The sequence below is a fragment of the Bacillus cereus group sp. BfR-BA-01330 genome (assembly GCF_022663885.1).
Classification (GTDB): Bacteria; Bacillota; Bacilli; order Bacillales; family Bacillaceae_G; genus Bacillus_A; species Bacillus_A cereus.
In genome coordinates this window covers 165732-192466 of record NZ_JAKUGK010000005.1, presented here as the reverse complement: position 1 = coordinate 192466, position 26735 = coordinate 165732, and the positions used below count along the sequence as shown (strand labels likewise).

The following is a 26735-nucleotide window of genomic DNA, read 5'->3' as shown; positions in this document are numbered from 1 at the left end:
CCCTCTTTATTTCTCTCGTAAATTTCTATAGAATATGTTGATAGGAATTATAAATTTCATAATGAATCGTGGAAAGGATGGGATTAACACATGTGGAACGAGTTTAAAAAATTCGCTTTCAAAGGGAATGTCGTTGATTTAGCTGTCGGGGTTGTAATCGGTGCTGCATTCGGTAAAATCGTTAGTTCTTTAGTAAAAGATATCATCACACCATTACTTGGTATGGTATTAGGTGGCGTTGACTTTACAAGTTTACACTTTGGATACGGTAAATCTGCTGTTATGTATGGTAACTTCATCCAAACAATTTTTGACTTCTTAATTATCGCAGCTTCTATCTTTATGTTTGTTAAAGTTTTCAACAAACTAACATCTAAAAAAGAAGAAGAAAAAGAGGAAGAAATTCCAGAACCAACAAAAGAAGAAGAACTTCTTGGCGAAATTCGCGACTTACTAAAACAGCAAAACTCTTCTAAAGATAGAGCATAATTGAACGGATAAAAAGGCATGTCCCCTCGGGACATGCCTTTTCTATATGCTATAACGTTTCCGAATTCATATGAATAAATAAAATAATACCAGCAACCATAAGTACCATAATGCTACCTGCAAATAGTGTAATACCAATAAACATTAAACTTGTGCTCATATCTACTGATACACTTTCAATAAAAATAGAAATTACATACGTGATAAGGGCAATTCCTGCAAGAATACTTCCTGGAACAAATCGCTTTAAACCATTTTGTTTTAACGTCATATATGCAAAAATAGCAGTCATACAAAGCGTAATTATCCAAAGAACGATCATCTCTTTTCCCCCCTCACAAGCCTTTTCTTTCTATTATACATGACATTGCCCTATAATAGTTAAATTTGCACTTATGTGACATATAACAAGGAATAGCCCCATCTATAGCGAAGGCATTATAACATACACTTATACAATAAGGAGGCTTTCATTTGGAATATACTACTGCATATAAATTAGAGCTATCCGAACGATTCGATTATGTTACGATTGACTTAGACAAACAGTTTTTTTACATCGAAGTTGTAAATTTACAAAGTAATATAACTGTACTAAAAATATCAATTAACTTGCAAAAAGACGAAACGATGGTAGAGGGAAATATAATTCATTATGATACTTTTCACGTAGATGCATTATTACAAGGATTGAAATATGTTGCTCGAACATGTATTGATCACAATTTAAAAAATCAAAAGGAACTGTTTGCATTTTTAGAAGAAAATTAGCTCTAACAAAAAAATGGTTATTTTTTCTTTTTATTGATATAATTGTTATATAGAAATATTCTTTATAAGGGAGTGTTCATAATGATTTGGATTTCACTAATCGTATTAGCTTATTTCATCATTCTCGTCCCAATACAGTACAACTACATTAAAATGCTCAAAGAAAAACAGAAAAAAATGAGTGTCTTACAAAATGAACTATATGACAACATGTCTTATGAAGAATCCCAAGTACATTACCATTATCAAAGTAACGTATTTACAATACCTGCTTCGCTTGTCGCAAGTATTATTTATAAAGTGAACCATGCAGCATAATATGTACGCTGTAAAATTATTGCTTGAGTCTGTTCATTCTAGTGAGCCTGATTCTACGAAAATTGATGAGCATTATGAAGAGAATCACGATACACTTTTTGAAGAAAGTATTATTCTTGTTAAAGCAAACAGTTTGGAAGAAGCTCATGCACTAGGTGAACAAATTGCTATACAGTCTGAGCATACGTACGATAATATGTACGGCGAGCAAATAACATGGACGTTTCGAAAACTATTGCATGTGTTTGAATTAGACGATACCCCATTTGAAACCGGAAAAGAATTGTATGCAAGATTTTTACACGTTAAGAAAGACGAAATGGTAAATGCAGTCGTACAAAAATACTATCCTGAATACGAATAAAAGCTCACAGCAATCGCTGTGAGCTTTTTTATACTTACTTCGTTGAATCTCTAAATTGGATACGGTGAGGTAAGATAACAGTGTGATCTTCCACTTTTTCTTTGTTCATATACTTTGTTAATAGACGCATTGCTACTGCACCGATATCATACATCGGTTGAACAACTGTTGAAAGCTGCGGACGAACCATTAATGCAAGGCGTGTATTATCGAAACCAAGTACTTCTACGTCAGTTGGTACGTTTAATCCAGCGTCTTGTGCTGCATGGATTACACCTAGTGCCATTTCATCAGAAGATACGAAGATTGCTGTTGGCTTTTCATCATTGCTCCAAAGCTTTTCGAATGCTTCGATACCTGAGTCATATGTGTAATCTCCATCGATTACAAGATTTTCATCATATGAAATACCTGCTTCTTCTAAAGCTTTTTTGTAACCTTGTAACTTCTTCGCGCTTCCCGCTTTATCAATGAAAGGACCAGAGACGAAACCGATACGTTTATGTCCTTGCTCGATAAAGTGCTTCATTGCATCATAAGCTGCTTGTGTATAATCAATATTTACTGATGGCGTTTCATTTTGCTCATCAAATGATGCTGCTAATACAATTGGTACTGGAGATTTTTTAAATTCTTCAATGTGAATGTCTGTAATATCTTCACCCATGAAAACAATTCCGTCCACTTGTTTTCCAAGCATCGTATTTAATAAATGGAACTCTTTCTCTTTGTTTTGGTCAGAGTTACTTAAAATGATGTTATATTTGTACATTGTTGCGATATCTTCAATTCCACGAGCTAGTTCTGCATAAAACGTATTTGAGATATCAGGAATAATAACACCTACTGTAGTTGTCTTCTTACTTGCTAGTCCACGTGCTACCGCATTTGGGCGGTATCCTAAACGATCAATTGCTTCTAATACTTTCTTTCTTGTTGTAGGCTTTACATTTGGGTTACCGTTCACAACGCGTGATACGGTAGCCATTGAAACGTTCGCTTCACGCGCTACATCATATATTGTTACGTTCATCTCATCGCACACTCCTTCTATTTTTGTTATCTATTTTTATGTATCGGTTACTTGAATGAAAAAAAGACATCAACTCTATTTGCAGATGCCACCAATCGTCCCGAGTTCTTCCTTTTACTAATGATACGATAAAAACGCAGGCTCATACAATATTTTCCCGCAAAAGTTTCGAAAAAATTCGCTTCTTTTCTCGTATTTTCGTATTTTTTATGAAAAAAGGGCATTTTTTGTAAAAAAATAGATGTTTCCTTAGTAGAAATCTTATTTTAAGCAGTACGATAGTAAATGAAATTTATATCGGCGATTTTTCGAATATATCGACTGTAACTCGAAATATATCAGCGATTTTCCAAATATATCGACCGCAACTCTAATTATATCAGCGATTTTTTAAATATATCAACTTACCAACAAAAATCGACAATGACAGTCGCTATACAATAGGAGAAAGCTGTTCCAAAATGCCTTTTTGGAACAGCTCATTAAAAGTTTTTATAATTTACTTCCAAATGATTTTAATTCATTCATAAAATCATTGAACTGCGGTATATTCATTTGTTGCGCTGCATCAGATAAAGCTACAGCTGGATCTGGATGTACTTCAGCCATAATTGCGTCTGCACCAATTGCCATCGCTGCTTTTGCAGTTGGTAAGAGAAGGTCACGTCGCCCTGTAGAATGCGTTACATCGACAACGACAGGTAAATGTGTTTCTTTCTTTAAAATCGGCACAGCGGAAATATCAAGCGTATTACGCGTCGCTCTTTCATACGTGCGAATACCTCGTTCACATAAAATAATGTTCCCATTTCCCTTTGCCATAATATATTCTGCCGCATTAATGAATTCTTCAATCGTTGCTGATAGACCACGTTTTAATAATACTGGTTTATTCACAGCACCAGCTGCCCTTAGCAAATCAAAATTTTGCATATTGCGAGCACCAATTTGAATAACATCAACGTAATCTAATGACATCTCAATATCATTCGGATTTAAAATTTCACTAATGACAGCCAAACCATATTCATCTGCTACCTGGCGCAAAATTTGTAATCCCTCTAATCCAAGACCTTGAAAATCATACGGTGAAGTACGTGGTTTGAACGCACCACCACGCATTAATTTCAGACCTTGCCCTTTCATTGCTTCAGCAACTTGACGTACTTGTTCATAACTTTCCACTGCACACGGTCCCATAATAAAATGCTGATTTCCGTCACCAATTTTTTCACCATTAATTTCAACAATCGTATCTTCTGTTTTTTTCTTACGAGAAACAAGTAATGCTTTACGATGATCGTCTTCTTGTAATTCTAAACCAGCTTGAAAAATTTGTTTGAAAATATGTTGTAAAGTCGAAGTTTCAAATGGACCATTATTATTCTCTGCAATTAAATCCAGCATATTTCTTTCACGTACAGGATCAAAACGTTTCACACCTTGTACTTCTTTTAAATTACCAACTTCTTGTACGAGACGACCTCTTTCGTTTAGTAACTCTAATATTTGTAAATTAAGTTGATCAATTTCAGAACGTAAACGACCTAATTGTTGTGATGCCATAAGAAAGCCACCTCTTTCAAATTCCTATATGTTACTTTTTTAAGATAATTTATTATAGCTGATACATATACGATTGTCACACGATATACAGCAAGGAATTACTATCAAAAAACATTATATATTTTCATTTAAAATAAAAAAAAGACAGTTTACATACTGTCTTTTTTTACAAGAAGGAAACAAACGGTTTATCACTGTTTTTCTCTTTTATAATAACGGCCTCAATTTTACTCTCAGACTTGATCTGTAATTGTACTTTCGCATCTTTAGGCAATTTGTCTAACATGCCTTGAGCAGCCAATTGGGTAAGAGCCATTAATTCTGTTTTACCGTTATATTTAATAACAATATTCATATTTAATGTATCCATTTGATCTTTCTTATAAGAAACTTTAGCGTTGACTGGAATAAAATCTCCATTAGAAAAACCTTTTATTTCCTTAGCAAAGTTATTTATTTTTGTATTATCTTCTCCATGTGCTTGTGTAAATTCATCAGAAGGATATGAATACGACTTTTCATCGATCGTACTCCAATTTCCAAGGTTCGTATCATTCTTTTGAACAGTAGCACTAGCAATATACGTACCATTTTTTAAAGAACTTGTACTTTCTTGCTTAAAGATAGCAAACGTAATTGGAGATTTGTTATATTTATCATTTTTGTTAATAGCTTCAATAAGTTGTTTAGCAACTTCAGTCCCTTTAGACATAGCCTCTTCATTCGATACACTTGAAGACATAGCTAAGCCAATCATAACACCAGATAAACTTAATTCATTTGAATTCTGTTTTCCGAAATAATCTTGTTCTATAATATTTGTCAAAACTGGCGCTTCTACTTTCGCAACTAGTTCATCAATTAGTTTCTCTGGAATATACTGGTTTAATTGCAGTACGTGACTCTCTGTATCAAATTGCTGCGTTGCAATATTTATTAAACCATTTTCATACTCTGCTAAATCTAATTTAGAATTTGTTTTTATATTAGCTGTATTAATAACCTTTTGTTCTTTTAAAGGAATAACAGTTCTATAATAATCTTTAGAAACAGCAGTTCTCGGAATCATACTTTTTTCTTTTGTATCTTTTTGTATAACTTCATCCTTCTTACTAATCGTATTACTATTGTTACTACAAGCTCCCAGTAATAAACTTACGACTGCGAAGGATAATGCCATTTTCTTCATTACTTAAAACCTACTTTCAACAATCTAGTTATTTAGTTTGAACTATTAATAGTGTACCACTAAATATATTTCAACAAAAACAAAAAAAAGAAGCAAGCACCTTTAGCTTGCTTCTTTTTACTTTATATTCTCTTCTAAAGCATCTTTTTTAATATTCCAATGAGATGTATTCCATACTACCATCCCATCTTTTATGTATAACACTTGCGGTGATTCATGTCTAATACTGTATTGTTCTGCAACACGATTTGACACATCTCTCGCATCTTGTACGTATAAGTAATACGCTGGTACTTCTCTTTCTTCGCTGCAATACGCTTGAAATTCTGTGTATGCACCGTGACTAATTGGGCATGTCGTACTGTGTTTAAAAAGAACATACGGCTCGTTCTTTTCTACTAAGACTTCAAGCTCTTCAATTGTTTCAAGTTTTGTCATATTCATCACGATTCACCTCTCATACGAAATCTAGAGCGTTTCTCTTTCTTTTCAGCTTTTTTCTCAATTCTTTCTAATTTACGCTCTTCTTTTTCAACCTTCTTCTCTTGTCTCGACGCACGGTAATGATTGTATACTTCAATCGCCGCACTGCTCCACTGTACAACTTGCGCTACTTTATCAGCGTTATTTTCAATTTCGTCCGTTACAGAGTCTGATACATTACGAAGCTTCGTATTTAAAGATTGGATTGTCGTTCCAATCCCATCTACACCCGCTACCACTTTATTTAATGACTGTGACTTCTGTTGAATATCATCAGCTAACGCATTCGTTTTATGTAATAATTGCTCTGTCTCTACGCTAATTCCTTGCATTTGTTTTTCTAAACCTTCTAACGTGCTTGCAACGTTTTCTAACGTCTTCTGAACCGATAACAACGTTCTACATACATACACTACTAATACTGCGAAAGCAACCGCGATAATAGCCGCACTTACATATAAAAGAACTTGCATTTCATCACTTCCTTTATCTTTTTCATACTTTCCCCTATTATACAATCATTTTCCGTTTCATTCTAATCCCTATCTCATCATTAGAATTTTCATACTTATTCGTTAACTGTAACATAAATCATTCAACAAATTCCACTAAGTAGGTTACAATAGGAGAGGATACATAATTAGTAGGGAGGCTTTACATATGAAAGATCCACGTATTGAAAAGTTAGCATACAATTTAATTAACTACTCTATCCGCTTACAAAAAGGTGAAAAAGTATTAATTGAAAACTTTGGCTTACAAAAAGAACTTGTAACTGCACTTGTAAAAGAAGCATATGCAGCTGGTGGTTTCCCATTCGTCTCTTTAAAAGATCATCAAGTAGATCGCTCTTTATTAATGGGTGCTACTGAAGAACATTTCGAACAAATCGCTGCATATGAAGCAAGCGTAATGAAAGACATGGACGCTTATATCGGCCTTCGCTCTGGCGATAATATTAATGAACAAGCTGACGTTCCAAGTGAGCGTATGAAAGTTCATGGCCAAACAGTTGGTAAAAAAGTTCATAGAGACATTCGCGTTCCAAAAACACGCTGGGTTGTTCTTCGCTACCCAAATGCTTCTATGGCACAGCTTGCTAAAATGAGTACAGAAGCTTTCGAAGACTTCTACTTTGAAGTATGTAACTTAGACTACGGTAAAATGGATAAGGCGATGGACAGCCTTGTTACATTAATGAATAAAACAGATAAAGTTCGTTTAACTGGTCCTGGAACTGACTTAACATTCTCTATTAAAGACATTCCAGCAATTAAATGCTCCGGTCATTTAAACATTCCAGACGGTGAAGTATACTCTGCACCAGTTCGTGATTCTGTTAACGGTACAGTTTCTTACAACACACCATCTCCTTACAACGGTTATACATTTGAAAATGTACAACTTAAGTTCGAGAACGGCCAAATCGTTGAAGCAACTGCAAACGATTCAGAACGCATTAACAAAATCTTCGATACAGACGAAGGCGCACGCTACGTTGGTGAGTTCGCAATCGGCGTAAACCCATACATCTTACATCCAATGGGAGACATCCTATTCGATGAAAAAATCGATGGCAGCTTCCACTTCACTCCTGGACAAGCTTACGACGATGCATGGAACGGTAACAACTCGAACATCCATTGGGACTTAGTATGTATCCAACGCCCTGAATACGGCGGCGGCGAAATTTACTTTGACGACGTACTAATCCGTAAAGACGGGCGCTTCGTTGTACCTGAATTAGAAGCTTTAAACCCAGAGAACTTAAAATAATAAAAAACACTCGGAATTATGTTAACGGGTTCGGTTTTGAGGTACAAAATCAGAAAAAGCAATGCAAAAAACAACTGATTTAGCTTGAATTTTGTACCTAAACTAATACATTTAATAGCATAGAAAAAAGCATCAATTTCAGATGCTTTTTTCTGTTTTCAAGACAACATAACAAGATGTCTTTTTAATCCTCTATACGTTTGTTTTTACCAGGTTCTTGAGAATAACAGTCGTCATTTTGTTCAAAACCTTCTGGTTCCCAATTCTCCTCTGGGTAGCCATTCTTTTCAAAAATATCTCTTAAATACCGTATAGCTTCTGCCCATTTCACGAACTCTTTATATTCGAAAGGAGGTTGTCCTTCATCATTCCATACTGCCCAATTTTTATTAGGTAATTGGGTTGCAAACCATTCTGCATCGGGAGGGATAATGAATATGTGAAAGGAATTGTCCATTAACTCATTCCAAGTAGAATATCCAAGACTTTGGCTAAACTTTTCCAAATCGCTAAAAAATAGTTTTTTTATTATTTTTTTCATTGTGTTCATCTCAATCCCCCTTCTTTTTGAAAGAAATGATTTTCTTAAATAGATAATATCATTTAACTCATATTTTTTTCTACTTATACGAAGCCTCTGAGCAGGTGTAGCAACAATATCGGAATCTATTTTAGCATGATTTCCAAACATATGATATTGGCTATTGTCAATACGTTAATTACCAATAAACCTTATTAAATCAACAAAAACAAAAGGTTCAAATCATATACGATTTGAACCTAAAATTATTACGCTATTTAAGTTATTGTACTCCTAATCCGAACCCGTTAGAATTATATCCGAGCGTTTTTTTATTATCCTCACTCTATATCGAGCTACTGTTCTTACTTTTTGTTTGCTGAAAATGAAAATAATATAAAAGTGCCACTGCGATAGTACCGATTGATATCGGAACATATAAAGGAAGATCCCATTTCATATATACTCTAGTGCAACCAACAAGCACAAATAATATTTCTAAACAAAACAAAGGTTTTACATATTTCATTTCTTTCCTACCATTTCTATTTTCACATGTGGATTTTCTTTCTCTATAAGCGCCAAGAATTCATCCATATTTTGCGGCATCGCAACCATATGTACTTTATATGCATTCGTCGTAATTTCAAGAGACTTTCCGACCTGACGTATAATTCTCACATCTTTTAATACAATATCATCATTTAAAATACCGTACTTTAATACGCCATTTTCTACTTTATGTTTTTTAATAAATACTTCCCAAACGAGTGGTACATTTACAATGAAGCATAAACCCATCCCAATCAACGCTGACATCCAATGCGCTTTATTAGTGAAAAGCATGACAATTGGATATATAAACATAAAAACTAACGTAAGGCAAACGAAAATGACTACTGACTTACTTCTTTGAATTGGAAAGTTCATACCTACACCCCCCTAATCCAAATTATACCACTATTTCCATTTTAGTTCATAGAAAAAGGCCATTTCTAAATGACCTTTTACACAATGTACCTATAAAATTTCTTATCTACCTGTAGCACCGGAAAGTTTTTCGGCAACTCGTCTATACTCACACTTTGAAAACCATTCTTTTCATAAAAACGATGTGCCGCTAAAAATTTTACTGTTGTTCCTAAGTAAATATCTTTCAATTTTTTATCCTCAGCCCATGAAATTGCTGTTTGAAGCAACATATGTGATGCACCCCATTCTTTTCCGCGAAACTCTTTTTGTACGAACATTTTTCTTAGCGCTACTTGATGATTCTCAATATCTAATAAAGCTACTGTTCCAACTACTTTACCATCATAAATTGCTACCCAAAAGTTTCCGTGATCCTTTTGATAGAATGTTCCTATTTCAAGTAAATCAGGTTGCTCTTCTTTCGTAATTGAAACATTATACTCTTTTTGCTGAATATGAACGATAAGATCTACTACTTCCTCTTGAAACGTACTTTCATATGGAACAATACGAATCTTCTCGTTCATCGAATCTCTTTCCATTCTGAAGCTAGTAAACTATATACAGCGATATCATGAAAATGATCATATAGCCATTCTTCATCTCGTAAAATACCATCTAACTTAAATCCTAAACGTTCTGGAATTGCGCGGCTTTTCGCATTTCCAACACCGCACCGAATTTCAATTTTATTCAGCTTTAAATTTTCAAATGCATAGTGAAGTACAGCCTTTACGCTACGCGTCATAATACCTTTCCCGCCAGCATCTTCTGCAAGATAATACCCAAGACTCGTCGCTTTCTTCCCCCAGCTCACTGGATGAATGCCTACCATCCCAACGAGCTTTCCTTTGTAACGTATACCACTTTCAAAACCGTCTCCCTCTGCAAACTTCTTTAACCACATCGGAAAAATTTCATCATAAGCATCAGCAGATTTTGTCCCATCTACCCAAGGGAGCCATTTCCGTAAATGATTACGGTTTTGATCTAATAATTGATATAATTCCTCTTTATGATGTTTTTCTAGTAATTGTAGTTCGATTTCGTCATCTACTCGGAGTGTGAACATGTTTTTTAGTCCCCTTTTTAGTTTTCTTATTATTCTAACATTTATATTTCAAAACGCGTACCAATATATCAACGATTTTTGAAATATATCGAACACAACTCCATATATATCGACGTTTCAACATTAATGCACAACCACGACAACATAAAAAAGACGCACAGCCAAGCTATGCGTCTTTTCTATTATTTCTCTGCAACTTGAACTTCTTTTACGTAAGCCGCTTCGAATTTTTGGATGTCACCTGCGCCCATGAAAATTAGAACGCCGTTTTTATGTTTCTTTAATACATCCGTTGTTGTATCTGTAATTAATTCTGCACCGTCAATACGCTTTTGCAGATCTTCGATTGTTAATTCACCTTTGTTTTCACGTGCTGATCCGAAAATATCACATAAGTATACTTGGTCAGCTTTGCTTAGGCTTTCTGCGAACTCATCTAAGAACTTTTCTGTACGTGAGAATGTATGTGGCTGGAATACAGCGACAATTTCACGCTCTGGATGTTTTTGACGAGCAGCTTCAATCGTTGCATTAATCTCTGTCGGATGGTGTGCGTAGTCATCGATGATTACTTGCTCTCCCATCGGCTTTTCATTAAAGCGACGTTTTACGCCTTCAAAAGTTGTTAATTGATGTTTTACTGCTTCTACATCAACATTTTCATAATGGCAAAGCGCGATTACTGCTAACGCATTTAATACGCTGTGATTGCCGTATCCTGTAATTTTGAACGTATCATAGTACGTGTTACGAACGAATACATCAAATATCGTACCATCTGTTCTCTTTTGAATGTTGCGTGCTTGGAAATCATTATCTTCTCCAAATCCATAGAAAATAACAGGTACTTTCGCTTGAATTTTTTGAAGTTCTTCATCATCTCCACATGCAATAATGCCTTTTTTCACTTGCAATGCCATCTCTTGGAATGCACTGAATACATCATTGATGTCTGCAAAATAATCTGGATGATCAAAATCAATATTCGTCATAATTGCATAGTCTGGATTATAAGACAAGAAATGACGACGATACTCACAAGCTTCAAATACAAAATACTTACTATTTTCTACCCCATGCCCTGTTCCATCTCCAATAAGGTAAGATGTTGGGTGTGCACCTTGCATTACATGGGCTAACAAACCTGTTGTTGATGTTTTTCCGTGTGCACCAGTTACAGCAACACTTGTGTATTGGCTCATCAGGTCACCTAAGAAATGATGGTAACGATGGACTGGGATGTTTAATTCTTTTGCTGCTACGATTTCTTCATGCGTATCAGGAAATGCATTTCCTGCAATAATCACTTGTCCTTCTTCTACATTATTCTTATCAAAAGGAAGGATCGAGATACTACGCTTTTCCAACGCTGTTTGTGTAAAGAAACGCTTTTCATAATCAGACCCTTGAACAGTATGCTTCATATCATGAAGAATTTGCGCTAATGAACTCATTCCTGTTCCTTTAATTCCTACAAAATGGTAAACTGTCATCTTAAAGAACCTCCAACATTTCGAACTAATACAACGGCCTATCTATAAGACAGTATATGAATCTTTTCTTATTTTGGTAATCATCATACATTTTTGATGTAGTGAAGTTATTCTTTCCCTTCACTTATCAGGATAAACTCGTACGTACTTCTTTATATGTCCATAATAAGTCCATTATAGCAAAAAAGAAGCCGCTATACTATGATAACAGAAAAACTGATAGGGTCAATCACCTATCAGTTTTTCTCTCTTTTACATCTCTTCTCTTTTTTCTAATTGAACACGCTCTAAACGTGGGTTTGGACGATATTTACGACCAGCTTTTGCTTCTGGTTTCCCATTTAGTTCTACATTATCACCAGTAAAGCCAATATTCATTTTTAATAAGCTACTTCCTACCCCGTATATGTCAACAGGTACGTTTTGAGCTTCAAATTCACGAATACGCTTCTCATCAAATCCACCAGTTACAACGATGTCTACATGCTGGAATCCTTCTTCATCAAGTGCTTTACGAAGTGCGAATACAAGCGATGGGTTTACACCGCGTGGATCGAATGTTCCAAGTACTTCTGGGTGGCGAATAAAGTATTGATCAATCATCGTGCGGGACGTATCTACACGTACACCTTTTAATGTTGATCCAAATTCACGCGCTACGCGAAGTGCATCTGTAATGACATCATTGTTGTAATCAATTAATACAACTAATTCATCTTCTGGGAATTTCTTATGATATGCTTTTGCCGCTTCCACAACATCACCATTAAACATTTGAATTAATGCGTGAGGCATCGTCCCCATACCACTTTTGCCCCACCATTCATTCATCGCATGCGTCGCTTGTGCGCTCATACCTCCGATGTATGCTGCATAACCGTCACCAGCTTGTTGTGTATAATGATCATCACGGTCTCCCATGAAAATAACTGGTTTTTCTTTATCTACGCTACGCGCAGCTTGGACAACGTTATATACGTTTGTCGCAACCGATGTACGACGAGCTAAAATCCCATCAATGACACCTTCTAAAAATCCGAAATTTTCATAAGGGCCATGAATTGTTAACACTGTTTCAAATGGACTAATTTTATCGCCATCTTTTAAAGAGTTAATCTCAAGTTCCTCAGGATTTTTAGCGAATGTTTGTAGCAATGCAATTACTTCATCCGTTCCGCAAAGAACTGCATTTTCCTTTTGGAAAAATTGCATCGTTACAACACTTTTCGGGCGAAATTCTTCGATGATTTCTCTAGTCTTTAAAAAGTAAACGGCAGAGAACCAACCTTCTCCAACACGTTCGTCAAATTTAAATGTTTTATTTGTTAGTCTATTTATTTCACCTTTTAATTTTAATTCAATTTCTTTCATGTCGCTTTACTCCCTACTTTACTATCCAACATTTTCTCTTAGTATACAGCAAAACCGTTTACTATACATTTGTTTCCTGCATAGCGGCAAATTCATCCTCAGAAATAAGGACATCTCTCGGTTTCGTTCCTCTACCTTCAGAAATAATTCCTTGCGATTCCATCTCTTCAATGAGACGTGCCGCGCGATTATAACCGATGCGGAATTTTCGCTGTACAGAAGATGTGGACGCTCCCCCTTGTTCTACAACAAATTGACATGCATCAAGGAACAATTCGTCTTCCGACTCAGCTTGTTCTGTTTTCGCTAATAAATCCTCTTGCTTAAATAAGTAATTCGGCTTCATTTGCTTTTTCACATGATCAACTGTTTTTTCAATCTCATCATCCGATACGTATACACCTTGTACACGAACTGGTTTAGATGTACCGTTCCCTAAGAATAACATATCACCACGGCCAAGTAATTTCTCCGCGCCCCCAATATCAATAATCGTACGCGAATCAACTTGAGATGATACAGTAAACGCAATACGCGTTGGAATGTTTGACTTAATTAAACCTGTAATAACATCTACAGATGGACGCTGCGTCGCTACTAATAAATGAATACCACAAGCACGTGCTTTTTGCGCAATACGACAAATCGCTTCCTCAACATCACCAGGTGCTACCATCATTAAATCGGCTAACTCGTCAATGACAATAACGATATAAGGTAATGTCTCTCCTGGAATTTCTCGCTCACTTACAATCGTATTGTAGCGAGTTAAATCACGAGCACCTGCGTGTGCAAACAATTCATAACGGCGTTCCATTTCCTCAACTGCCCATTTTAATGCAGCTGTCGCTGCTTTTACATCCGTAATAACAGGTGCTACAAGATGCGGAACAGAATTGTATGGTGCAAGCTCAACCATCTTCGGATCAATTAACATTAACTTCACTTCATGTGGTTTCGCTTTATATAAAATACTCGTTAAAATCGCGTTAATACACACACTTTTACCTGAACCCGTTGCACCCGCAATAAGTCCGTGCGGCATTTTTCGAATATCCGTTACAATTGGGTCCCCTGAAATATCAAGTCCAAGCGCAACAGTAAGCGGTGATTCACTCTTTGTGAATACAGGACTTCTTAAAATTTCGCGAAGAAATACTGGCTTGCTTTCTTTATTTGGAACTTCAATTCCAATTGCACTCTTCCCTGGAATCGGCGCTTCAATACGAATATCTTTCGCAGCTAAACTTAACTTAATATCATCACTTAAGTTTGTAATTTTATTTACTTTCACACCTGGGTCTGGCTGTACTTCAAAACGAGTTACCGCTGGCCCTTGCGATACATTAATAACATGTGCGCCAACGTGAAAATTATTAAACGTTGTATCTAATAATTCTTTCTGCTCCTCTAACCATTCTGTATTATCTAACGCTGATTGCTGTGGAATCGACAACAGCGCTAATGGTGGAACAGTATATGTCAGTGGTGTATGCAATACATTTCGCATATCGTTCTCTCTTTGATTTACAACATATGCTTTCTCTTGTACTTCCGTACTTGAAATTGGCTTTTGTACTTGCTCTACCACTACTTGCTGCATTGGTTGCTCTTCCACTTGTGGTTCTGCTACTACTTGCTGCACTGGGCGTTCTTCCACTTGTGGTTCTGCTACTTGCTGCACTGGGCGCTCTTCCACTTGTGGTTCTACTACCACCTGCTGCACTGGGCGCTCTTCCACTTGTGGTTCTACTACCACCTGCTGCACTGGACGTTCTTCCACTTGTGGTTCTACTACCACCTGCTGCATTGGGTTTTCTTCCACTTGTGGTTCTGCTACTACTTGCTGCACTGGGCGTTCTTCCACTTGTGGTTCTGCTACTACTTGCTGCACTGGGCGTTCTTCCACTTGTGGTTCTGCTACCTCTTGTTGTACTGGCTTATTCTCTACTCGTACATTAGCAGAAGGCTGCATTGCATTTGCTCTAGCTGCATGTCTTTCCATTAATCGTGTTCTATCTTGTTTCAACATAACAACATTAAATGGTACATGGCGCTTTTTCTCACGTTTTGGTTCTTCTTTTTGTACAACTGGTTGCTCTTCTGCGATTGGTGTTTCTTCTACAACTCGTTGCTCTTCTACGACTGGCGCTTCTTCTACAACTCGTTGCTCTTCTGCGACCTGTGCTTCTTCTACAACTCGTCTATTTTCCTCTGTTTCTGCAATTAAAACATTCGCAAAGCTTTGAACATCTTTCTTCGTTTGTTCATCAGCCTCAGCAACATGTATGAATTCACTCTTTTGTTCAATTGCTTCATCTTCTTGCTGAATTTCCTCAAGTGCTACAAATGTCTCTACTACAGGCGCTTTTGTTTCTGCAATCACTTCTGTTTCTTCTGCTTCCGCAATTACTTCCACTTCTTCTAGCTCTTTCGCTTCCGCAATTACTTCCACTTCTTCTGACTCTTTCGCTTCCGCAATTACTTCCACTTCTTCTGACTCTTTCGCTTCCGCAATTACTTCCACTTCTTCTGACTCTTCTGTTTCTACAATCACTTCTACTTCTTCTGGCTCTTTCGTTTCTGCAATTACTTCCACTTCTTCTGACTCTTTCGCTTCCGCAATTACTTCCACTTCTTCTGACCCTTCTGCTTCCACTTCTTCTGACCCTTCTGCTTCCACTTCTTCAGGTGCCTCTGTTTCCATAACTACTTCTTCAAGCTCTTCCGTTTCTGCAATTACTTCTACTTTTGACACTTCTTCTGGTATTTCCACAATGATTGTTTCTTCAAGTTTTTCTTCTGCTTTGACAATCACTGATTCTTCTGGAGCTTGCTTTTCTACTTCAATAGTAGGTTGTTTTATTTCTGTGTTACGTTTAATTTCTTCTGATAATATTGTATCCTCGTGCTCTACTTTAGAAGCTACTAATTCTTCTTGTAGATTGTTTTCGTTTAACACCACTACATCTTTTTCTAGCTTAGCACTTTCCATCTGCTCAGCTACTGTTTTATGAAGTAATTCATCCGCTGAAACTTCCTGCGGTGTACTCATTTCTTGAATCACTTCTTTTTCTTCTACTAAAGGCACTTGGCGTTCAATTTCATAACCGTTTTTCTCTAGCCATTGATCAACTACTGACTTTTCTTCCTTTTTATTCTCTTCATATTGTTGCTCTCCTTGCTGGTTAGCAGCTCTATGACTAGAAGAAGTTGGTGCTTGTCCTTCTGAGAAATCAGATAATTTATATCCTTTTTTCTCTAACCATGCATCAACGACTGATTTACCCTCTACAGATATTTCAAGGTCTTCTCTTTCCTTTACTTCCTCCTGCTTTTCTTCCTTTTTCTCTACCGAAGGACGATTATATCCATAAATTGGCGAAATCATTTCTGTTGGACGAAATGGTCTACGGTTACTCTCTTGCGAAGGTGCAGATGCCTTTTTAACGACAGACTCCCGCACCGGTTCATATTGCACTTCCGGCTCTTCATATGTAGAAACTACCTTTTCCACATACGGTCGTCTGCTTCTTTCCACCTTTATTCCTCTTTGGGCAGTAGGTTCTTCATATGTTACTCCTTGAATAGGTTGTTCTTCGAAGCGATTTACTTCGCTTTCATCCTCTTCATCGAACCCATTATCCGGTACTAAAGGAAAACGGCATTTACCTGCATTCCTACTTGCCATTTGTGCTTCTCTTGCTTCAGTGTAGTGGTTTACACGAGGAATTTTCGGCTGACTTTCAATTTGCTTTGGTACTTCTTTATTCATCGCTGTTTGTTCTTCCTCTTTGTTAAACAGCTTTTTCATCCAATCTAACATGCTTACCACTCTTTCTACTAAATAGTAACATCCTTTATTGTATCAGCATTCGGCAAAAAGTGCAGGTAAAATTAAGCATGTCATATTTATCCACAATATTCTAATTTACGAGTGTTTCATATGAAAAAACGCAGCCTTTCATGTAAGACTGCGCTTAAGCTTTACTCTTCCGATATGCATCTATACTATCCGTTACACTTTGCAATAAAGAATTTACATACTGCGGGTCAGATAATTTTTTATCTTCTTCATGGTTTGACATAAACCCAAGTTCTAATAACACACCAGGAACCTTTGCCCAATTAAATCCAGAAAGATCATCCCGAAATTTAATTCCATTTACTTTTACTTGCTGGTTCTCCCTCATTTTATTTACAATCATTTGAGAGATTTGAAGACTTTCCGCATAAATCTCTTTCGTATACGGACTTCCTTCTGCCGGCGTCAATACAGCAAACCCACTTTCGTTTGGATTTTCAGAACCATCTGCATGAAGACGTAAAAATAAATTCGCCTTATGATTATTTGCGAATGTCGCCCGTTCTTTATTACTTATATCAACGTCTTGTGATGTTCTCGTCATTAATACTTGTATCCCTTTTGCTTCAAGCTTTTCTTTTAATAAAAAAGCCATTTCTAATACAAGTACAGCCTCTCTCTTTTTCGTCACAACACCTGTTGTACCGTCTGTCACTTTATATTTTTGCGTTGTTGCCCCTGGTCCAATTGGCTCTAAATTTAAATTCGCTTTTTGTTGATGTCCTGGATCAATAACGACGAGAAACTTCTCTTGTTTTTCATTACTCCCTACTTTTTGTTCATTATTTTGCACTGGTTGCTCAGTTGGCTGTACTGGCGTAGTTTCTTCTTTCTTTTCCTCAGATGATACTTCCTCTTGCTTATGTTCTACTTGCTCATTCGTTTGAATTGCTTGCAATTCTTCGTTTATTTCTTGTTCTTGCTGTTTTTCTACCGGTGCGTCTTCTTTGGTATCTTTGTTTTTCTCTTGTATAGAAGATGTAGTTTCTTTTTTCGGCTGCTCTTGTGAACAACCGGCCATATATATTCCAATGAATGCAATCATGCTCATTATTTTTATATACTTCATACTTCTCTCCCATCACTTTGCACCAGATTCAAAGTTTTTCTTATAATTGCCCTATAATCTCATCCATATTTCCAATATAAACTGGCTGCCATTTTTCTGTACCACGTTCTGCAGTATAAACCGGATAAGCGTCATCATCTATATTTACGAAAACTGGATCGCCCATATCCGTTTCATATCCAATTGTAATCCATCCTTCTTGCCACTTTCCGTTTTCTTCACTTATTAATGAATTTTTATGTTTATCGTATCGGTAACCGATTTGTCCTTTTTCTAATTCACTTTCACTAAACACATATATTTCATAAGTACCTAGCTCAATATCTTGCTGTTTTGAAGTTTCAATTCGTTTTAGAAGTTCTGCGATTTTTATTTGTTGTTTCATACGTCTATCCCCTTCTATTTTTCTAAATTTTAACTAGTTTGTTTATAAAATACAATATAGATTTTAAGAAAAAAGGTGACATCCTTATAATATGAATGATTTTTTGAATATATCTGTCAAAACTCTCAATATATCAACAATTTTTCAAATATATCTATCGTAACTCTACATATATCAACGATTTTTCAAATATATCTATCGTAACTCTACATATATCAACGATTTTTCAAATATATCTATCGTAACTCTACATATATCAACGATTTTTCAAATATATCTATCGTAACTCTACATATATCAACGATTCGACACGGAATATCGACTTACCAACAAAAAATGACAAAACAAAAAGAGAGGCTGCCCAAAAGGACAACCTCTCTTTTCTTATATCAATTAAAATTTAAACTCTTGTCCAACTTCAAAGCTATCTTCTAATACAAGAATACCTTTTTCTTGTGGAGCATCTGGAAGCTCTAATTCACGTGCAGAGCAGATCATTCCAGAAGAAGGAACACCGCGAAGTTCTGCTGGTTTAATTAACATACCACTTGGCATTACAGCACCAATTTTTGCAACGACAACTTTTTGTCCTGCATCAACGTTTGGTGCACCACATACGATTTGTAATGTTTCTGTACCGATTTCTACTTTACAGATGTTTAGCTTGTCAGCATTTGGATGCTTTTCTTTTTCAGCTACATAGCCTACAACAAATTTCGGAGAAAGATCTGCTTCTACTGTTTCTTCAAAGCCATTCTTCGCTAAAATTTCGTTGATTTTCTCTACAAGCTCTTTCGTTAATGTAAGGTTGCCTGTTTCTTTTACTTCTAAGTAAGAAGATGCATTAAAGATGTTGAATCCTGCTGTTACATTGCTTTCACGATCATATACGCGTGCAACATCTCCTTTGCGATCAAAAGTACGGTTCTCTAAAGTAATATCTTGTAAGGCAACAATTAAAGTGTCACCAATTCCTTCAAGGTTGTAAAAAACGTTCACTTCGTTCATCCTTTCTCTTTTCCATCTGTCTTCTTCCGATTTTTCGCTAAAATAAAGATTGGTTCAAATTCTCCATCTTCATATACGAATGAAAGTGATGTAATCGGAACATGCCCTTCGGCAAAAAATTTCATTGTCATTTGTGCAATAATATCATAACCGATTTCGTTGACGATATCAGCAATAATTAATACATCTTGGTGAGGAACAGCAACAACCATGTCACCAGAAATCTTTTCACGCATCGATTGTAGTAACGATTCGTTTAAAATACGAGTCGCGTCATACCCATCATTTGTGTTTAAAAAGTAGAATGTATTACCCGCTACTGTGTCTTGTTTAAATTCATAACCTAATGAGCGTGCGTTGAATAATGCCATTTCACGCACTTGCTGTTCTGTAAGTTCTAATTTTTGTAATAGACGCTCATCAATTAGTCGATACGTTTTATTCGAATCTAGCGCGTAGTAAATACGTGTTTCCGCCGTATGATCCGTCATAATAAACGGATTTCCTTCTTCTGCTTGTTTCGGGAAAGAAGTAGAGCGAATAACAGGTAAAATTTTCGCTCCGCTATTTTCTTCTTTATGCATCGCAATTAGCGCTTCTTGTACGTAATAAGCAACTTCTTCAATTGCCTTTTCCTTGTTCACTTCCCATTTTGCCACAACTCCTGGAAGCGATACGTTAATACCTTTTTTGGAGTCTGTTTGTTCAATACGTAAAACTTCTTTCTCACTATCATACTGAAAGTCCCATTCTGGGCGAGATAATTTCTTTATTAACTCATCTTTCATCTTTTTACTTGTCATCTTCATCTCTTTTTTCCTCCCTTCCAAAAAAATAACCTCCCCCGCGAAGGTAGAGGTTGTTTTACAATTCAATTGGCAAATTGCCTTATTTTAAACCTTCAATGAACTCTTCGATTTGTTCTTGTGTTTTACGATCTTTGTTTACATAGCGACCAGTTTCTTCACCTTTATTGTACGCTACAAAGCTCGGAATGCCAAATACGTCTAATTTTACACATAGATCAATAAACTCATCACGATCTACATAGTAAAATGAGAAATCACTATATTTCTCTTCTACTTCTGGCATAAATGGATCTACAAAGCGGCAGTCTGGGCACCATTCTGCTGAGAACATAAAGACTACATTCTCTTCATTTTTTAACTGTTGGAATTGCTCCATGCTTTCTAATGACTTCATCTATATTTCCTCCTCTAACGGGTGCATTTTTCATGTTATAATCTTTCTTTTATACTACCATACATCGCGTACGGTGCAAGGTTTATGCTTGCTTTTTGTCATACTTATATTGCCCAACTAACAACTTAACAACGTGTACAAATAATTCCGTGCGGTCGACATAATCATCTGTAAAAATACCGATAGCACCTTCGTGACTACGAATATCTTTTCGCTGCACAAACTCTTCCATCACTTCGCTTAATTCCTTACCATCTTCAAGAGGTGCTAAAAAATCGTCTGGTAACGTAATACGCGCTCCTCCGGCCACAAATACTTTCCCATCCATTGTTGCTAGCGCGCCCCAGTTACACATAAATAAACCGTGCTCCGTTTTCATTACGCCGCCTTCTAGCCCAATACCAATTGGAGCTTCTCCTTCCTCTAGCGCTCGCTTCGCTCTATTAATCGCTCCTTGCATCGTCTCTTCATCTGAGAAAGGCTGAGCTGATACTCCTGACGGAACAGAAAGAGATGTAATTTCAGCATCTTTCCAAACCTTCTCCACAGCGCCAACCTTCGTTTTATTCTTTGATCCTACTACTACTTTCATTTCGTTCACCTCTATAAAAATTCATCATTCTATTCTAATATCCCTATCAGATACGAATTAAGCATCAACCACTACCACATATCACCAAGTCATCTATTCAGCCTAAAAAAGAAGGTTTTTTCTAGCAACATTACCGTCTTCAAAAACAAAAACAAAAACAGCCTTCCTCTCACTTCCTACTTGGAGTCTTCATACATCATTCGAACACCAATTAAGCACTGACCGCTCCCACTCATCGCTGGGTCATCTATTCAATCTAAAAAAGAAGGTTTTTTCTAACAACATTACCGTCTTCAAAAACAAAAACAGCCTTCCTCTCTTTTCCTATCCAGGGTCTTAATACACCATTCGAGCACCAATTAGGCACTGACCGCTCCCACTCATGGATGGGTCATCTATTCAAGCTAAAAAAAGAAAGGCTCTTCAGCCCTTCTTCCTCTCTACGCGTTATTCTTAATTGTCTCTAACGTCGTTTTATCTGTTGTTCTTACAAGCTTCGTAATTAATTCTTTCGCCGCTGCATAATCATCAACATGTAAAATTGAAGCATGTGTATGAATGTAGCGTGCACAAACACCAATTACTGCTGATGGGATACCAGAGTTACTTGTATGTACACGACCAGCATCTGTACCACCTTGTGAAATAAAGTATTGGTACGGAATGTTGTTTGTTTCTGCTGTATCTAAAATGAATTCGCGCATTCCTCTATGTGTTACCATCGTGCGATCGTAAATACGAAGAAGGGCACCTTTTCCTAATTGACCGAACTGCGTTTTGTCACCAGATGCATCGTTTGCTGGACTTGCATCAAGCGCATAGAAAATGTCTGGTTGAATCATATTTGCAGCGGTTTGCGCTCCGCGAAGACCTACTTCTTCTTGTACAGTAGCACCAGAATATAATGTATTTGGTAATGTTTCGTCTTTTAATTCTTTTAACAATTCGATTGCAAGACCACATCCATAACGGTTGTCCCAAGCTTTCGCCATAATTTTCTTCTCATTTGCCATCGGTGTGAATGGGCAAATCGGCACGATTTGTTGTCCTGGTTTTACACCAATTTCAATCGCATCTTCATAACTATCTGCACCTATATCAATTAACATATTTTTTATATCCATCGGTTTTGCACGTTGCGCGTCACTTAATAAATGAGGAGGAATAGAACCAACAACCCCAATAACAGGACCATTCTTCGTCATAACTTGTACACGCTGTGCTAATAAAACTTGGCTCCACCAGCCGCCTAACGTTTGAAAACGAAGCATTCCGTTTTTCGTAATTTGCGTAACCATGAAACCTACTTCATCCATATGACCTGCTACAAGAACACGCGGGCCAGTTTCGTCCCCTTTTTTCAGACCAAATACGCTACCTAAACCGTCTTGTACAATTTCATCCGCATATTTGCTTAATTCTTGTTTCATAAAACGGCGTACATCATGTTCGAAACCTGATGCACCTTGTAATTCTGTTAACGTACGAAATAATTGCAATGTCTCTTTATTCACGAAGTCCCCTTCTTTCAAACCTTAGTAGAATACCTCTTTTATTGTAACGAAATTTTCGAAATGTTTCTAGTTTCTTCTTTTTTAGCTGTATTTGCTTTATAATTATTATTGGTACACTATTTTTATTTTATAGAATTGAGGTGAATATATGAGCTGGAAAGGTTTAGTAGCAGGTCTTGGCGTTGGGTTCGCAGCTGGTTATCTCGTTGCAAACAAAGTACAAGAACAATCCCATATTTCTTCAGAAAAAGCATTGAAAATGGTGAAACAAGCATTAAGTCATAAAGGTGAAATTACTGGCTCTTGGGTACATATGGTTCCAGAGACATTTGAAAAATATGATGTCGCATATGAAGTTTATCGCGGCGGTCTTACAACAATGTTAGATGATATACAAGAACGATTTGAATTTTTAGTTGATGCTAAAACAGGTACTGTTTTAGAGGTTATAGCAGCATAAAACGGAGGGTTCCCATTAGGTGAACCTCTTATTTTTTTGAAATTGCGGGTATTGATTAAAATTATATCAGCGATTTTTTAAATATATCGACTTACCGACAAAACCCGACAATAAAAAAGAAGCTGCTCCAATAAATATGATGGAACAACCTCCTATTTTTATGCTTCTATACTCGTTTTCCGTTCTATTTTTTCTACGATATGACCTTCCTCATTCCACTTCACAGCTCGATAATATGCGTCATGGTAAAACGTAAACCATGCCTCTTTTTCAGCACCATACTTCATCCACTTTTGCTTATTTTCAATCGAGGTCATCGGATAATCATCGTATGACATTACCCATAATACATTTTGATGCGCGTGCGTCGGCAATAGGTCTGCTAAATGAAGCATCGTTTCTCCTTGGCTTTCTAAAGCAATAACTGCATGTCCATCACTATGCCCACCCGTATGTGCCATCTTGATTTCATCTGTAATTTCTATTTCTTGCTGGAACGTAACAACTTGATCTACAATTGGCTCCCAATTTTCCTTCCAATATGTATTACGTGATCTAATGTTTGGATTCCTCATTTCATTCCATTCTGTTTCACTTACGTAAACTTTCGCATTTGGAAATGCCGGTACAAGGTGATCATCTTCCCATTTTGTTAGACCAGATGCATGATCAAAATGAAGATGTGTCATCAAGACGTAGTCGATATCTTCAGGCTTTAATCCTAATTTTTCTAATGATTCATAAACCGATGATTCTTCTGTTACACCTTGATTGCGTTTCATCTTCTCATTCAACTTACCGTTTCCTATCCCGGAATCAATGAGCATATTTCCATCTTTTGTTTGCAAAAGTAACGGATCTGTTCGTAAATAAATATGATTTGTATCATTATGTTTATATTTACGTGACCAAAGTACTTTCGGCACGACTCCAAACATTGCTCCTCCATCTAAATGTGTATTCCCGCCTTTTAACCACGTTACTTTTATATCTCCAATTTGTAACTGTTCCATTACACATCCCCCTTTTTAATTAATCTTAGCATAAAATTCTGATTATTTTAGGTGTAAAAAAACCTACGCATTACTGCATAGGCTCTGTACGATATTTTGCTTCAACTCGGTAAATACGATGACCTTTACTAGAGAATTTCTCTTCGTATTCAGTCATGATGTTACCTTCAAAGTCGCTGTTATGAAGATCTAAGCTTAAGTACGTTAGTAACATACCATACTCAGCCATACTCATAAGAGAATATTCAAATAAACCTTGGTTATCTGTTTTGAAATGAATTTCTCCGCCTTCTACTAACACTTCTTCGTAATTACGTAAAAATGTTTTATACGTTAAACGACGCTTCGTATGACGTTTCTTTGGCCATGGATCTGAGAAGTTTAAATAAACGCGATCAATTTCACCTTTCGCAAAGAAAACTGTTAAATCTTCAGCATCTTTATTAATTAACTTTAAGTTTGGTAATTCTTCTTCAATTAATTTATCAAGTGCATCTACAACAACACTTGTGAATTTTTCAATTCCAATATAATTAATATGTGGATTCGCTTTCGCCATATCATACATGAAGCGGCCACGACCTGTACCTACTTCAATGTGAATTGGTTGTTCGTTTCCAAATACTTCTTTCCAGCTACCAGCGCGCTCCTCTGGGTTTCCGATTACGATATGTGAATATTCATTAATTCGATCCATTGCATACGGTTTATGTCTTAAACGCATAGATGTTTCCCTCTCTTTACATAGCTATTTTAAAGGAATAATTCCTTCTTTCTTTTTTAATCAATCTACCAAACAAAAAACCAAGTACGTACGAGCACTCGGTCCGTTTCTTTCAAGTATAAGATGTACCATTTTGATAAAAACTACATACAGCATTAAACATTCCATGACGAAACAGCTTTTTCTCTTACATTTGAAGAGAAAAACAATCGAAAGGATGATCCGTTCATGCCAATTAATCAACAACATCAATTAGAAGTGCTGAAAGATATTTTAGTCAACCACCAAAGTGATTGCTGCGGGACAGTTTCAGAATGCGAGCAATTAGAGCGCCTCATTCAATCGTTACTCGCAAACGATAATATAAGTAGTGACGCTAAAACAATGCTAAACGATGTATATTCTTATAGTCAATCGGGTAAATCTTCCTCTAATTTGGACAACCATATTTCCAATAATCAAGAACAACTTACTCAGTGGATTGCTGGAATGGACAATTTTTCTTAAGTATCATTCTGAAGCAAGTAGTTGCTGTAAATATTGATGCCAATATTCAGCTTCTGCTTGCTGTTTTTTTGTTGTATGCCATTGAATAGACAAAATCGTTTGTGCTATCACATACCATCTCATACGCCTAAGCAGCGATTCATCCATTTCAATATCATAGTAACCGAGCCACTCACTCCATTCCTGGCGCGGAATGTACCAATATAATAACATACCGAGGTCTAGAGCTGGGTCAGCAATTACAGCTCCATCCCAATCAATTAAAAACAATTCATCTTCATCCGACAATAGCCAGTTGTTATGATTTACATCACAATGGCATACAACGAATTCATTGTATTCAATAGCTTTTAATGAATCCATTAAATATTGAAGGCCTTGCTGAATTGTTTCATCATCCCTTATATCTCCTCTTAAAACGAGTTGCAGTTGTTGTAATAACTCTTGTGCGTGAAGCGGCTGCTTCCCAAGTCTTTGAATCATCTGTACAAGCGCTTTAGAGGAGTGTATTTTCTTCAAAAGTTTCGCAACACGTTCTAGTTTCATATCCTCTGGCTCTAGCTTCTGTCCCGGAAGCCATTTTTGAGCAGAAATTACATCACCATTCGTTACCCTTCTTGTCCAAAGTAATTTTGGAACAATTCCTTCTGCTGACAATACCGCTAAAAAGGGCGATGTATTCCGCTTTAAAAATAACTTCTGTTGTCCGTTTTGCGCAATATATGCATCGCCCGTTACTCCACCAGCCGGTACAAGACTCCACTCTTTTCCTAATAATTGTTCCAACCATTCCATATTCATTACCCGTTAACAAATCCTTATCTTTTATAGTTATGAAAAGAAAAACCGCAACATTTCTACACATGTTGTGGATTCATATATTTTACTGTAAATGAAAAGAAAAATTAGCCTAAGCCAAAAATCCTCTATTTTATTTTACAAAACCTGTCATAGAATGACAACTTATCAAAATCGTCA

At 36.5% G+C, this 26735-nt stretch carries 31 protein-coding genes; 7 read left to right on the top strand and 24 right to left on the bottom strand.

What is annotated here, in order from left to right; genetic code table 11:
- Positions 1-90: 90 nt before the first annotated feature.
- Positions 91-489 carry a large conductance mechanosensitive channel protein MscL gene (gene mscL, locus MR112_RS16150; protein WP_000267011.1) on the top strand — a complete coding sequence of 133 codons (399 nt, stop codon included), beginning with the start codon at positions 91-93 and terminating at the stop codon, positions 487-489.
- Positions 490-538: 49 nt separating this feature from the next.
- Here the strand turns inward: mscL and MR112_RS16145 are convergent, their stop codons facing one another.
- A complete protein-coding gene (locus tag MR112_RS16145; RefSeq protein ID WP_000636589.1) occupies positions 539-811 on the bottom strand; it encodes a DUF3917 domain-containing protein in 273 nt (90 codons plus the stop codon).
- 152 nt (positions 812-963) lie between these two features.
- On the opposite strand from MR112_RS16145, the gene dhp61 reads away from it, so the two are divergent.
- From dhp61 to MR112_RS16130, 3 genes are all read left to right on the top strand, one after another.
- Positions 964-1260, top strand: coding sequence for a protein Dhp61 (gene dhp61 / locus MR112_RS16140; RefSeq protein ID WP_048656121.1), 297 nt, complete (start codon positions 964-966; stop codon positions 1258-1260).
- 81 nt (positions 1261-1341) lie between these two features.
- Positions 1342-1578 carry a DUF3949 domain-containing protein gene (locus MR112_RS16135; RefSeq protein ID WP_242245124.1) on the top strand — a complete coding sequence of 79 codons (237 nt, stop codon included), beginning with the start codon at positions 1342-1344 and terminating at the stop codon, positions 1576-1578.
- A gap of 1 nt (position 1579) precedes the next feature.
- Entirely contained in the window at positions 1580-1942 is a 363-nt protein-coding gene (locus tag MR112_RS16130; protein ID WP_242245123.1) for a DUF4288 domain-containing protein, read from the top strand.
- 34 nt (positions 1943-1976) lie between these two features.
- Here MR112_RS16130 and ccpA read toward each other — a convergent pair whose 3' ends face one another.
- The 5 genes from ccpA to MR112_RS16105 form a co-directional block, all read right to left on the bottom strand.
- Entirely contained in the window at positions 1977-2975 is a 999-nt protein-coding gene (ccpA, locus tag MR112_RS16125; protein ID WP_001103297.1) for a catabolite control protein A, read from the bottom strand.
- A 492-nt stretch (positions 2976-3467) separates the two neighbouring features.
- Entirely contained in the window at positions 3468-4541 is a 1074-nt protein-coding gene (locus tag MR112_RS16120; protein ID WP_000168210.1) for a bifunctional 3-deoxy-7-phosphoheptulonate synthase/chorismate mutase, read from the bottom strand.
- Between the two features lie 166 nt (positions 4542-4707).
- The gene (locus MR112_RS16115) at positions 4708-5730 is read right to left on the bottom strand and encodes a CamS family sex pheromone protein (RefSeq protein ID WP_000738025.1); all 1023 of its coding nucleotides are present in this window, start codon (positions 5728-5730) and stop codon (positions 4708-4710) included.
- A 117-nt stretch (positions 5731-5847) separates the two neighbouring features.
- The gene (gene ytxJ, locus MR112_RS16110) at positions 5848-6174 is read right to left on the bottom strand and encodes a bacillithiol system redox-active protein YtxJ (RefSeq protein ID WP_001057469.1); all 327 of its coding nucleotides are present in this window, start codon (positions 6172-6174) and stop codon (positions 5848-5850) included.
- On the bottom strand, positions 6174-6686 hold the full coding sequence (locus tag MR112_RS16105; RefSeq protein ID WP_001197720.1) for a DUF948 domain-containing protein: 513 nt from the start codon (positions 6684-6686) through the stop codon (positions 6174-6176). Before MR112_RS16105 ends, ytxJ begins: the two co-directional genes overlap by 1 nt.
- A 187-nt stretch (positions 6687-6873) precedes the next feature.
- On the opposite strand from MR112_RS16105, the gene MR112_RS16100 reads away from it, so the two are divergent.
- Complete coding sequence (locus MR112_RS16100; RefSeq protein WP_000654729.1) at positions 6874-7989, top strand: aminopeptidase; 1116 nt, start codon at positions 6874-6876, stop codon at positions 7987-7989.
- Positions 7990-8173: 184 nt separating this feature from the next.
- Here the strand turns inward: MR112_RS16100 and MR112_RS16095 are convergent, their stop codons facing one another.
- The 15 genes from MR112_RS16095 to MR112_RS16025 form a co-directional block, all read right to left on the bottom strand.
- Positions 8174-8539 (bottom strand): hypothetical protein, encoded by a 366-nt coding sequence (locus tag MR112_RS16095; RefSeq protein ID WP_242228497.1) that lies wholly within the window; start codon positions 8537-8539, stop codon positions 8174-8176.
- Positions 8540-8855: 316 nt separating this feature from the next.
- Entirely contained in the window at positions 8856-9038 is a 183-nt protein-coding gene (locus tag MR112_RS16090) for a hypothetical protein (RefSeq protein ID WP_071740266.1), read from the bottom strand.
- Positions 9035-9439, bottom strand: a complete 405-nt coding sequence (locus MR112_RS16085) for a PH domain-containing protein (RefSeq protein ID WP_001010643.1) — start codon at positions 9437-9439, stop codon at positions 9035-9037. Before MR112_RS16085 ends, MR112_RS16090 begins: the two co-directional genes overlap by 4 nt.
- Positions 9440-9516: 77 nt before the next feature.
- Entirely contained in the window at positions 9517-10008 is a 492-nt protein-coding gene (locus MR112_RS16080; RefSeq protein ID WP_173600469.1) for a GNAT family N-acetyltransferase, read from the bottom strand.
- A complete protein-coding gene (locus MR112_RS16075; RefSeq protein WP_000494681.1) occupies positions 10005-10553 on the bottom strand; it encodes a GNAT family N-acetyltransferase in 549 nt (182 codons plus the stop codon). The genes MR112_RS16080 and MR112_RS16075 overlap by 4 nt, the downstream gene beginning before the upstream one ends.
- 182 nt (positions 10554-10735) lie before the next feature.
- The gene (murC, locus tag MR112_RS16070) at positions 10736-12046 is read right to left on the bottom strand and encodes a UDP-N-acetylmuramate--L-alanine ligase (protein ID WP_000219468.1); all 1311 of its coding nucleotides are present in this window, start codon (positions 12044-12046) and stop codon (positions 10736-10738) included.
- Positions 12047-12298: 252 nt separating this feature from the next.
- Positions 12299-13417 (bottom strand): nicotinate phosphoribosyltransferase, encoded by a 1119-nt coding sequence (locus MR112_RS16065; protein WP_000658370.1) that lies wholly within the window; start codon positions 13415-13417, stop codon positions 12299-12301.
- Between the two features lie 61 nt (positions 13418-13478).
- Positions 13479-17243, bottom strand: a complete 3765-nt coding sequence (locus tag MR112_RS16060; protein ID WP_242245122.1) for a DNA translocase FtsK — start codon at positions 17241-17243, stop codon at positions 13479-13481.
- A gap of 154 nt (positions 17244-17397) precedes the next feature.
- Positions 17398-18351, bottom strand: coding sequence for an N-acetylmuramoyl-L-alanine amidase (locus MR112_RS16055; RefSeq protein ID WP_071740566.1), 954 nt, complete (start codon positions 18349-18351; stop codon positions 17398-17400).
- Positions 18352-18391: 40 nt separating this feature from the next.
- On the bottom strand, positions 18392-18736 hold the full coding sequence (locus tag MR112_RS16050) for a hypothetical protein (RefSeq protein ID WP_000813166.1): 345 nt from the start codon (positions 18734-18736) through the stop codon (positions 18392-18394).
- A gap of 393 nt (positions 18737-19129) precedes the next feature.
- The gene (gene ytpR / locus MR112_RS16045) at positions 19130-19744 is read right to left on the bottom strand and encodes a YtpR family tRNA-binding protein (protein WP_001006770.1); all 615 of its coding nucleotides are present in this window, start codon (positions 19742-19744) and stop codon (positions 19130-19132) included.
- Positions 19741-20553 (bottom strand): DUF1444 domain-containing protein, encoded by an 813-nt coding sequence (locus MR112_RS16040; protein WP_002180003.1) that lies wholly within the window; start codon positions 20551-20553, stop codon positions 19741-19743. The genes ytpR and MR112_RS16040 overlap by 4 nt, the downstream gene beginning before the upstream one ends.
- A 79-nt stretch (positions 20554-20632) precedes the next feature.
- Positions 20633-20947 (bottom strand): thioredoxin family protein, encoded by a 315-nt coding sequence (locus MR112_RS16035; RefSeq protein ID WP_000838193.1) that lies wholly within the window; start codon positions 20945-20947, stop codon positions 20633-20635.
- Positions 20948-21029: 82 nt separating this feature from the next.
- Positions 21030-21539, bottom strand: coding sequence for a DUF84 family protein (locus MR112_RS16030; RefSeq protein ID WP_000869940.1), 510 nt, complete (start codon positions 21537-21539; stop codon positions 21030-21032).
- A 440-nt stretch (positions 21540-21979) separates the two neighbouring features.
- Entirely contained in the window at positions 21980-23053 is a 1074-nt protein-coding gene (locus MR112_RS16025; protein ID WP_001031517.1) for a M42 family metallopeptidase, read from the bottom strand.
- Between the two features lie 148 nt (positions 23054-23201).
- On the opposite strand from MR112_RS16025, the gene MR112_RS16020 reads away from it, so the two are divergent.
- On the top strand, positions 23202-23513 hold the full coding sequence (locus MR112_RS16020) for a PepSY domain-containing protein (protein WP_000118541.1): 312 nt from the start codon (positions 23202-23204) through the stop codon (positions 23511-23513).
- 158 nt (positions 23514-23671) lie between these two features.
- On the opposite strand, the gene MR112_RS16015 is transcribed toward MR112_RS16020, so the two are convergent.
- The gene (locus MR112_RS16015; RefSeq protein WP_000436848.1) at positions 23672-24526 is read right to left on the bottom strand and encodes a YtnP family quorum-quenching lactonase; all 855 of its coding nucleotides are present in this window, start codon (positions 24524-24526) and stop codon (positions 23672-23674) included.
- 70 nt (positions 24527-24596) lie between these two features.
- Positions 24597-25250, bottom strand: coding sequence for a tRNA (guanosine(46)-N7)-methyltransferase TrmB (trmB, locus tag MR112_RS16010; protein ID WP_001239385.1), 654 nt, complete (start codon positions 25248-25250; stop codon positions 24597-24599).
- A gap of 228 nt (positions 25251-25478) precedes the next feature.
- Here trmB and MR112_RS16005 point away from each other — a divergent pair, with 228 nt between their 5' ends.
- The gene (locus MR112_RS16005) at positions 25479-25757 is read left to right on the top strand and encodes a YtzH-like family protein (RefSeq protein ID WP_001122235.1); all 279 of its coding nucleotides are present in this window, start codon (positions 25479-25481) and stop codon (positions 25755-25757) included.
- 3 nt (positions 25758-25760) lie between these two features.
- On the opposite strand, the gene MR112_RS16000 is transcribed toward MR112_RS16005, so the two are convergent.
- The gene (locus tag MR112_RS16000; RefSeq protein ID WP_001986674.1) at positions 25761-26558 is read right to left on the bottom strand and encodes a phosphotransferase family protein; all 798 of its coding nucleotides are present in this window, start codon (positions 26556-26558) and stop codon (positions 25761-25763) included.
- Positions 26559-26735: the final 177 nt, after the last annotated feature.

Excerpts from the sequence above, each read along its gene's own strand:
- MR112_RS16075 (WP_000494681.1), bottom strand. The coding sequence starts at position 10,553 with ATGTTCACACTCCGAGTAGATGACGAAATCGAACTACAATTACTAGAA.
- MR112_RS16020 (WP_000118541.1), top strand. The coding sequence starts at position 23,202 with ATGAGCTGGAAAGGTTTAGTAGCAGGTCTTGGCGTTGGGTTCGCAGCT.
- MR112_RS16120 (WP_000168210.1), bottom strand. The coding sequence starts at position 4,541 with ATGGCATCACAACAATTAGGTCGTTTACGTTCTGAAATTGATCAACTT.
- MR112_RS16130 (WP_242245123.1), top strand. The coding sequence starts at position 1,580 with ATGTACGCTGTAAAATTATTGCTTGAGTCTGTTCATTCTAGTGAGCCT.
- ytxJ (WP_001057469.1), bottom strand. The coding sequence starts at position 6,174 with ATGAATATGACAAAACTTGAAACAATTGAAGAGCTTGAAGTCTTAGTA.
- MR112_RS16135 (WP_242245124.1), top strand. The coding sequence starts at position 1,342 with ATGATTTGGATTTCACTAATCGTATTAGCTTATTTCATCATTCTCGTC.
- ytpR (WP_001006770.1), bottom strand. The coding sequence starts at position 19,744 with ATGAACGAAGTGAACGTTTTTTACAACCTTGAAGGAATTGGTGACACT.
- MR112_RS16090 (WP_071740266.1), bottom strand. The coding sequence starts at position 9,038 with ATGAAATATGTAAAACCTTTGTTTTGTTTAGAAATATTATTTGTGCTT.
- MR112_RS16005 (WP_001122235.1), top strand. The coding sequence starts at position 25,479 with ATGCCAATTAATCAACAACATCAATTAGAAGTGCTGAAAGATATTTTA.
- murC (WP_000219468.1), bottom strand. The coding sequence starts at position 12,046 with ATGACAGTTTACCATTTTGTAGGAATTAAAGGAACAGGAATGAGTTCA.
- MR112_RS16105 (WP_001197720.1), bottom strand. The coding sequence starts at position 6,686 with ATGCAAGTTCTTTTATATGTAAGTGCGGCTATTATCGCGGTTGCTTTC.
- MR112_RS16115 (WP_000738025.1), bottom strand. The coding sequence starts at position 5,730 with ATGAAGAAAATGGCATTATCCTTCGCAGTCGTAAGTTTATTACTGGGA.
- ccpA (WP_001103297.1), bottom strand. The coding sequence starts at position 2,975 with ATGAACGTAACAATATATGATGTAGCGCGTGAAGCGAACGTTTCAATG.
- MR112_RS16060 (WP_242245122.1), bottom strand. The coding sequence starts at position 17,243 with ATGTTAGATTGGATGAAAAAGCTGTTTAACAAAGAGGAAGAACAAACA.
- MR112_RS16030 (WP_000869940.1), bottom strand. The coding sequence starts at position 21,539 with ATGAAAGTAGTAGTAGGATCAAAGAATAAAACGAAGGTTGGCGCTGTG.
- MR112_RS16055 (WP_071740566.1), bottom strand. The coding sequence starts at position 18,351 with ATGAAGTATATAAAAATAATGAGCATGATTGCATTCATTGGAATATAT.
- MR112_RS16050 (WP_000813166.1), bottom strand. The coding sequence starts at position 18,736 with ATGAAACAACAAATAAAAATCGCAGAACTTCTAAAACGAATTGAAACT.
- mscL (WP_000267011.1), top strand. The coding sequence starts at position 91 with ATGTGGAACGAGTTTAAAAAATTCGCTTTCAAAGGGAATGTCGTTGAT.
- MR112_RS16065 (WP_000658370.1), bottom strand. The coding sequence starts at position 13,417 with ATGAAAGAAATTGAATTAAAATTAAAAGGTGAAATAAATAGACTAACA.
- MR112_RS16100 (WP_000654729.1), top strand. The coding sequence starts at position 6,874 with ATGAAAGATCCACGTATTGAAAAGTTAGCATACAATTTAATTAACTAC.
- MR112_RS16015 (WP_000436848.1), bottom strand. The coding sequence starts at position 24,526 with ATGGAACAGTTACAAATTGGAGATATAAAAGTAACGTGGTTAAAAGGC.
- MR112_RS16035 (WP_000838193.1), bottom strand. The coding sequence starts at position 20,947 with ATGAAGTCATTAGAAAGCATGGAGCAATTCCAACAGTTAAAAAATGAA.
- MR112_RS16085 (WP_001010643.1), bottom strand. The coding sequence starts at position 9,439 with ATGAACTTTCCAATTCAAAGAAGTAAGTCAGTAGTCATTTTCGTTTGC.
- MR112_RS16040 (WP_002180003.1), bottom strand. The coding sequence starts at position 20,553 with ATGAAGATGACAAGTAAAAAGATGAAAGATGAGTTAATAAAGAAATTA.
- MR112_RS16080 (WP_173600469.1), bottom strand. The coding sequence starts at position 10,008 with ATGAACGAGAAGATTCGTATTGTTCCATATGAAAGTACGTTTCAAGAG.
- MR112_RS16000 (WP_001986674.1), bottom strand. The coding sequence starts at position 26,558 with ATGAATATGGAATGGTTGGAACAATTATTAGGAAAAGAGTGGAGTCTT.
- MR112_RS16095 (WP_242228497.1), bottom strand. The coding sequence starts at position 8,539 with ATGAACACAATGAAAAAAATAATAAAAAAACTATTTTTTAGCGATTTG.
- MR112_RS16145 (WP_000636589.1), bottom strand. The coding sequence starts at position 811 with ATGATCGTTCTTTGGATAATTACGCTTTGTATGACTGCTATTTTTGCA.
- trmB (WP_001239385.1), bottom strand. The coding sequence starts at position 25,250 with ATGCGTTTAAGACATAAACCGTATGCAATGGATCGAATTAATGAATAT.